Origin of the sequence: Streptococcus mitis (genome assembly GCF_946190285.1) — a bacterium.
GTDB classification, from domain to species: domain Bacteria; phylum Bacillota; class Bacilli; order Lactobacillales; family Streptococcaceae; genus Streptococcus; species Streptococcus mitis_CP.
The window spans coordinates 1-257 of sequence record NZ_CAMHZX010000076.1; the positions used below are offsets into that span (position 1 = coordinate 1).

The 257-nt window shown below is 38.1% G+C and carries 1 protein-coding gene; it reads right to left on the minus strand.

The features are described 5' to 3' along the window. A partial coding sequence (locus N8L39_RS09370) for a hypothetical protein (protein WP_261039392.1) occupies positions 1-257 on the minus strand: 257 nt, incomplete at both ends.

Here is a 257-nt window from a genome sequence, read left to right on the forward strand (position 1 = left end):
TTATCTTTTACCGGCTTCAATGAAACTCCTTCGCCTTCCAATGTTTCAGTTAAGTCCTTACGGTAATCGGCCTCTTTATCCCACTTGTCAATACCTTTTTCTTTAAGGGCTTTTTTAATTCTGTTAATACCCATTTCTACTGCCTCTGCAATAGTTCTACCAACCTTAATAGCCCGTATAGCTGTTACTGCACCTAAGTCAGCAATAGCAACCGGAATACCTAAAGTAGATTCGTATGTTTTGTTTTTTAACTTAGC